We start from the raw sequence: 7,029 nt of genomic DNA on the forward strand, positions 1-7,029 counted from the left end.
GGACCGCAGTGTTCGCGCCCACCCCGAGGCGCTGCGCATGGGTTCCGGCAGAGGACGTAAACAAGGACGGCTCGGCCGTCACCCCGCCCCCTCGCGGGGAGCCGGACGGCGTTGCTGCTGATGTCCGCAGACTTGTGCCAGATGAGGAGGAGTCTGCGCCTACCAGACAGGGCGCTTGTTCTTCCAGTCAACAAGAGCGGTGTAGGCGGCTTCGGCGCGCTGCAGGTCGCCCTCGAACGCACCTGATAGCACGGGCCAGGTGGAGGTGATCTCCTTCTTCAGGGTCGTACCGATTCCGGGGCTGTCGTCGTATCCCCAGGCCATGAGGTATTCGCCGGACCACGGCCACCCGAGGCCGGCTGGGGCGGTGTCGAGGGCGATCAGGGAGGCAAGCGCCTCGAACTTGCTGCAGGCAGCTTTGTAGGCCGCATCGTTGGGCTCGACTACGCGGAAGGCATCCCGGCAGGCTGCCCGCAGCCACCGGCTCTGCGGGTACTTCCAGGTGCCTCCGCCCTGGGGGTGGTCGACCTGGTGCATGCTGTCGAAGTCCAGGACGCGGCCCGGGTTGAGGTAGTAGGCCGGCGTCAGGGGCTCGGATCCGCCGTATAGCGGGGTCCAGACGGCGGGGCTGAGCAGCTTGCCGACCAGCTCCTCGCGGCGGGCGAGGACAGCGGCGACGCCGATCGTCCAGGTAGCGAGCAGTGCAGGGGTGTGGCGCAGATTGTCCAGGTGTTCTACGTACGTTCCGCCGAACGGGGCTCGGATGCCCGAGAGTCGCTCAACGGTTCTGGTCCACAGGGAGTCGTAAGTGGCGTTGTCGTGGAAGACCCCGTTGGCCAGCAGGTGCATGAGGGTGTCGCTGTGAGCCTGATAGGCCTGGAGGCTTTCGATGAAGACGTCCCCGGTAAGAGGCCGTCCGACCGACCGGGCCGCCACGTTGCTCACCTCCTGGTCGACGAGGTCGAAGAGCTCGATCCGTCGCACCGGGTCGGGCAGGGCGCGCTTGAGCTGCACGACGGCCATGTCCCGGGACAGCGGAGGTGCTGCCATCACGTCCAGCGCTTCGGTGCGACGCAGCAGGTCGGCGAAGAGTTCGTCCGCGGTCATACCCGAGATGACGGCCGCGCCGTGCTGAGCTGTCAGACGTCGTCCGATGTCGCCGAGGGCTCCGTAGGACGACCAGAACATCGGATACCGGCGGGAGCGGCTGCCTTCGACGGCCCGCACGAGAGCCGCATCCCAGTCCCCTGACCACCCGCACACGAGCAGCCCGTACTCATCCATCACCCGCTCCAGCAGCCGCTGCTGGGCTTCGGGGTAGCTCTGGAGCTCGTCCACCGTGTTGCGCTGTTCAAGATCGGCGTAGTCACCGTGGAGCTTGATCACCGTGACCTGGCTGTGGTGGAGCGGCATCATCGCGTCGATCTGGTCCGCGCGGTGGATCACCTGGGGAGAAATACCGATCTCCTGGAGGGCCCGCTCCATGAGCCGGTCAAAGTTGGTGGTGAGGATGACCTTGATCAGGCCGCGCTTCACCAATTGAGCAACGGCACGGTGCGCGGCAGTCGGGCCCTTGGTTCCGGGCTCGTCGCCCTCCTGGACGTCGAAGTACCGGGCGAGCTGCGCCTGACGGGCGGAGGGTGTCGGGGCGATCGCGGCAAGAAGAGCTGAGTACCCCAGCGGCTCGTCCTGGTGGGTCGCCCACCAGCCCTCCGGGTCAGCAGCAGCCTTACGACTGGCGTCGGGGTCTTCCGCGTCCTGAACGGCTGCAACGCGGCCGACCAGGTCCTGCACGATGCCCCATCCGGTCGGAACTCCGGACGCGAGCGAGATCCCGGAACCGAGCAGGAGGGCGTACACGCCGGGGCTGGTGTGCACATTGATGGAGAGGGCCAGCATCGGGTCGAGCCCGCGGCCCGGCGCAGACTCCGGCTCAGCCGGGGAGGCTTCGGAAACGACGTCACCTAGCATGTCGCACACTCCTTTTGCGAACAGTGTCCGGTGCAGTCGGAGGCTGCGCCGTCGGGTGGGGGTGGCCAGCATGGTGAAGAGTGTGTCTTCAGAGCGTGCGGCGATGGTGTGAAGTCCTACCTAGCGTTTTCGACGGGTCGTAGTTCGGCCGGGCCGCCCTGCCGCTCTCGTACCCGGGGCTGTCCGCGACGGCGGGTTGTTGCCTTTGGGCTGTCCAGTCCGGTGTGCAGGTGGCCGCGTGGCTCCGTCTCGGTTCAGCTCAGACGCTCAGGCTGAGGCGTCTGGTGCTTCGGCAGCGGTGATGTGAACCTCGGTCGCGCCGAGAACACGTCCGTTGGCCTGGACCTCGATGCGGTGCGGGCCGGGGTGGATCGTGCGGACCGAGAGGCTCTCGAACCGGTGCTGGCGTGAGAAGCGGACGGCTTGGCCCGCGGGAAGGTCCCGGACGGTCAGCTTGAACACCTTGCCCGCCTTGGGGCCGCGAACCCCCTGGTAATGGACCAGGTAGTCGATCGCCGCTCTCGTCGCGTCGGCAGCATGCAGCGTGAAGGTGATGGTGGTCGCCTCCCCGATGGAGATGGTGGAGGGCGAGCAGACGAGGTCGGTGATCTCGATCGGAGCGTGGTGATCGAACCCGAGAACCGCGAGAGCCTCCGGGTGCCCTCGCTTGATGAGCGTCCGCAGTCCGTGGCGTACGACGAAATCGCCCTGCGTACTGCCGCGGAGCCATCGCCGGGCGGTGGCGAGGACGAGGTCGGGGTGGTCCTTGCTGATGTCGTTGAGGTGGTTCGCCACGGAACGGCGCACGTACAGGGACTCGTCATTGACGAGAGGCTCCAGGAGCGCCAGCGCGGGAGCGGGGTCGGCGACGAACCGCGAGAGCTGGGACGCCCAGGGCAGCCGCGGGCGCGTGCCCTCCGAGACGAGCCGCCGAACATGTTCGTCCGGGTCGGTCGTCCATGCCCTGAGCTGGTCCATCGTGACCTCGTAGTGGGCTTCGACGAACGGTCGGATAGCGAACTCGGCGGTGTATCGGGAAGTGAGCGCGGCCAGCAGCGGCAGCGCGACGTCGGGCCGATCCAGCAGCGCCGAGGCGACGTAGGCGTTGACGGGCATGGAAGCCCACCCCGTGAGCCCCCCTCTGTCCAGGGCGGCGCGGATCACCCGGGCGGCTTCCTCGGGAGACGCCGGCATCGTCGCCGCGAGGGCGCGGGCGATCCAGTCGATACGGGCCTTCAGCTCCAGGTCACCGATGCCGGTGCACGCGAGCTGCTCGAAAGCCGCCCGGTCGAACGAGGCCGAGGCACCCGCAAGGTCACCCGCGAGACGCCCGATGAGCTCCGGCGACAGTTCATCCTTGAAATCGGCCATCTCAACGCCCGCCCACGGTCACGTCGAGGCCCCCGACCGCTCGCCCTGTACAGCTCCCGGCCGGCGGGAGGAGGGGCTCGATGCGCTCCCACTGTTCGTTCGGGAGCGGCGTGAATCTCGACCTGGGCAACATGGTTTCGAGTCTGTCATGGACCACTGACACACGGCCGGTACCTCAGGTTCTCTGAGCTGCGACGACACTCCGCCACGCGTCCGCCAGAGGGCGCCGCAACTCCGTCCCGTCCGGAGCGATGTACGCGACCTCGAACCCGGCCGCCAGCGGCCCGGCGGAACCGCCCGGCAGAACCTCTAGCGCATGGACCACGACCAGCTAACCCCGCCCTGTCCGCAAGGTAACTCTTCAGTCCGCAAGATCCTCCGCAAAGTGAAGCTTCAATCCGCAGACTTCGACGTCACGGGACAAACAGCGCGCCGCCTCGCCAGGAAGGGGCACAAGCTCATCATACAGCCACTCTCGTCAGAGTGACGATAAAGTCGATGCGTGTGCGCCCATCGGAGTCCTACTGCTGAAGGAAGGCGGTCTGGACCCGGAGGACATGGGTGTCGGGATGGGCATCTTCGTAGCGTTCCAGGAGGCTCTGGTAGGCGCCGGTGGCGAACAGCCTGCGGGCATGGGGGTCTTCGTCCATACCGCAGGCCATGGCGAGTTCGGCGCCGGCGAGGGCTTCGGCCTGGCTGGGGTAGGCCCAGATGTCGAGGCGGCCGTTGCCGCTGTATCCGCGATGGGCCAGGGGCCAGATGGCCGGTGCGTACTCGGTAGTGACCTGTCCGTCGGGGTGGAAGGTCTGCGAGGCGATCTCTTCGTGGATGAACCCCGTGGCCTCACTGGCACCCGCGCCCAACAGCATGCCGCCCGCTGTATTCCGCTTACCCGCGTCCGCCTCGGCTGCCTGGTCGTTGAGATGGTGTCGGAGAAGAGCGTGCGAGCGCAGTCCGTCCAGTGAGGGGCGCTTGAGGACGCGCTCCAGCTGCTCGGTTCCTGTGAGGATCAGGGTGGCTGGGTAGGCGTTGGCCTGGGCGGCGTGCCAGCGGCCGTAGAGGCTGAGCAGGCCCTCGGTGCGCAGCCGGTGGGCGGCATGGACGAGCAGGATGGGCTGGGTGCGGCGGGCGAGTGCCGTGTCGAGGTCTTTCTCGGCTTCGTAGAAGGCTCGTGGCCGCGCCCGGCCGCCGGCCGGGCGTAGGCCCGCGTACAGAGCTTCGATGACAGCCCGGCGGTTTCCGGGTTCCGCGGCGACGACTTGGACCACGTTGCGGTGGCCCATCGCCGCGAGGGCCGCCTCAACGGCGGGCGCGCTGTCTTGGTCCTCATGAGCGGTGATGCATGCGACCGCCCCGTGCTCCAGCACGGTGCCGAGACGGGTGCGGAGCTCGTCCGTGCCAGGTGCGGGGAGCGTTTCGGGCATGGTGTTCCTCCATGAACGCGGTCTGCTGTTCTTTTCCAGTGCAGCACTCCGCCTCGGACAGGAGGGCAGGAACAGGGGAAATACTCAAATCCAGCGGGTGAGCGCGGCATCAAGTTGCGGCTACGAAGTAGCTGACACTGATGATTCGGTATCTGTGACACCAGGCTGCAGATTCAGTGACATCCAGCTGCAGATATGGCTGCCAGGAAACCTTCATGTGTTCCCACAGCCTGTCATGCGCCTCTTCTGCAGGGAATGCTGACAATAAGGACGTTGAGGCCTATGCGCACCGTCGCGGGCAATCCATAAGCCCCCCGGCCGCCCATTGGGCAGAGCGCCTTCGTCCTTGGGCCTGGAGGAGAGTTCAGGAGACGGCCTTGAGGACTTCTCGTCGGCGTGCCTTCTCCTTGGCTCTGCGCTTCTCGGCAAGCTGGTCCTGATAGGCCCGGGTGGCCTCGCGGTATCGCTCGACGAAGCCGGGGGAGTTCAGGCGCTCGTGGTCCGGCATGGCGTTGACGGCGGCGATGGCGTCTTCGGGGGTGCGGTAGGGGGCGAGCATCGCGTTGATCCGGTAGATCCCGGCCCGCTGCTTCTTCACGAGCTGCGCCAGGTCGAGGTCCCGTAGGGCGGCGTTGACCGCGGCACGGCTGACCTTAAGCATCTTCGCGAGGGTGGCTTGGTCGACCACGATCCGGCCACCGGGCTCGCTGTGAGCCCTCATCTTCAGTAGTACCCGGTAGGCCGCGGGCAGGAGGTCCAGGTCGGCCACGATGCCCTCCGCGTTGACCGCGGCGAACTGAAGACCACTCACGATTCGCTCCCCTTCCCCTGCTCACGCAGGGCCTTCTCCAGGCGCCGGCGGGCCCGCTCCTCGGCACGCTGCTCACGCAGTCTAGTGATCTCCTCGCGCATGGCCTCCAGTGATGGGAAGCGCACGAGGTCGGGCAGGTTCTGGTCTGAGCGGATGTTCGCCAGGGTCACGTGCTGGTCGACCTTCACGTACTCCGCCGGCGACGTCTCGGTGCCCGGAATGAACTCGGCCACCCGGTAGCTGTAGGGCGGGTTGAACTGGTAGACGCCCCGCTTCACGCGGAAGACGATGCCGTGGCTCATGATCTCCCCCAGAGCCTCGTTGATCTTCGTACGGTGAATGTCCAGGACGGTGGCCATCTCCTCTTGCGTCAGATGGATTCGCCCGCCCGCCCGTTGACAGGCGATCAGCAGCAGGATCACGCGTAGCGGCAGCGCTTCGCGGAAGAACTGACAGATCACCAGGAAGAACTCCAGCGAGTCCATGGAGAAGGCGTTCGGCTGCCCTGGCGTCCCGTAGAACTCCAGTGACCGCCGCTCACCATCGAGTGTGAGCCTGCGGCCCGGGTACCGGCGCGCCACGTCGTCGAGGCTCTTGACCGGATCGACGGGACTCAGCGGCTGATTCCACGCGTCGGCCGGATCGTTGAGGGGCAGGCTCGGCTGCTCGGCACCAGTGGTGCTGCTGCTCTTGCGGCGCTGCGGCTCTGTGGGCACGACGCTGCTCTCCTACAACTGGATCATCATTGCAGGAGCAGTATGTCACCTCACCTTGACACTGATGTCGCTCCGACACGACATCCGGCGCGAGTTGTGTCCCGTCTGACGGGACACAACTCGCGCGGCCCCCTCGCAGCCCTCCCTGGCTGCACATCCGGCACGCCATGTCACCTCTACTTGACATCACCCGCAGATGGATGTCGCCTGCAGACGACATCGGCCGTCCGATGTGTCTCCTCAGCCGCGACAGATCAGGTGCGATGTGTCGCGGCTCAGGGGACACATTTTGATCTTGTTACGTCTCTGACCTGCACGTTCTTGTCTCCGTACCCTCTTAGGGGGCTGAGGTTGTGTCAGGCATCAAGGTGAAGTGCATCGAGGCCGGCCTCCGGCCGACCATCCCGGGGTAGCCTTAATGTAAGAGATTTCCTCCGTACAGAGTTCAGACTGCACTCAGCACAACCACTTTCCGAGACCCATCTAGTCGCTCTAATTTCAGTCGCAGAAAAGTGTTCTGATGGTGCATCAGATCGGGAATACGGGCGCGATCCGGGGACCTGTCTATCCCCCAGCGGAAGGAATTCGCGGAGCGAATTCCTCGGCCGAATCGCGGAGCGATTCGAGCCGCTGCCAACGGAGTTGGCAGCAATTCCGGCAAAGCCGGAATTAGCCGCGCGGAGCGCGGCATAACTCCCGCCGCGTAGCGGCGGCGCGTCGTGTCTGCGGAGCAGAC

The 7,029-nt window shown here is 66.2% G+C and carries 5 protein-coding genes; all 5 read right to left on the reverse strand.

Annotated features, from left to right (window positions below):
• Nucleotides 1-159: 159 nt before the first annotated feature.
• Nucleotides 160-1,971: an SIR2 family protein gene (locus tag ACZ4MU_RS30900; RefSeq protein ID WP_467882832.1), complete on the reverse strand. Its 1,812-nt coding sequence runs from the start codon at nucleotides 1,969-1,971 to the stop codon at nucleotides 160-162.
• Nucleotides 1,972-2,238: 267 nt separating this feature from the next.
• Nucleotides 2,239-3,342: a DNA alkylation repair protein gene (locus tag ACZ4MU_RS30905; RefSeq protein ID WP_467882834.1), complete on the reverse strand. Its 1,104-nt coding sequence runs from the start codon at nucleotides 3,340-3,342 to the stop codon at nucleotides 2,239-2,241.
• 521 nt (nucleotides 3,343-3,863) lie between these two features.
• A complete protein-coding gene (locus tag ACZ4MU_RS30910) occupies nucleotides 3,864-4,766 on the reverse strand; it encodes a hypothetical protein (RefSeq protein ID WP_467882836.1) in 903 nt (300 codons plus the stop codon).
• Between the two features lie 364 nt (nucleotides 4,767-5,130).
• Nucleotides 5,131-5,577 carry a MarR family transcriptional regulator gene (locus tag ACZ4MU_RS30915; protein ID WP_467882837.1) on the reverse strand — a complete coding sequence of 149 codons (447 nt, stop codon included), beginning with the start codon at nucleotides 5,575-5,577 and terminating at the stop codon, nucleotides 5,131-5,133.
• Nucleotides 5,574-6,293: a hypothetical protein gene (locus ACZ4MU_RS30920; protein ID WP_467882839.1), complete on the reverse strand. Its 720-nt coding sequence runs from the start codon at nucleotides 6,291-6,293 to the stop codon at nucleotides 5,574-5,576. The genes ACZ4MU_RS30915 and ACZ4MU_RS30920 overlap by 4 nt, the downstream gene beginning before the upstream one ends.
• Nucleotides 6,294-7,029: the final 736 nt, after the last annotated feature.

The organism is Streptomyces sp. NPDC026377, assembly GCF_055567715.1.

Excerpts from the sequence above, each read along its gene's own strand:
- ACZ4MU_RS30910 (WP_467882836.1), bottom strand. The coding sequence starts at position 4,766 with ATGCCCGAAACGCTCCCCGCACCTGGCACGGACGAGCTCCGCACCCGT.
- ACZ4MU_RS30900 (WP_467882832.1), bottom strand. The coding sequence starts at position 1,971 with ATGCTAGGTGACGTCGTTTCCGAAGCCTCCCCGGCTGAGCCGGAGTCT.
- ACZ4MU_RS30905 (WP_467882834.1), bottom strand. The coding sequence starts at position 3,342 with ATGGCCGATTTCAAGGATGAACTGTCGCCGGAGCTCATCGGGCGTCTC.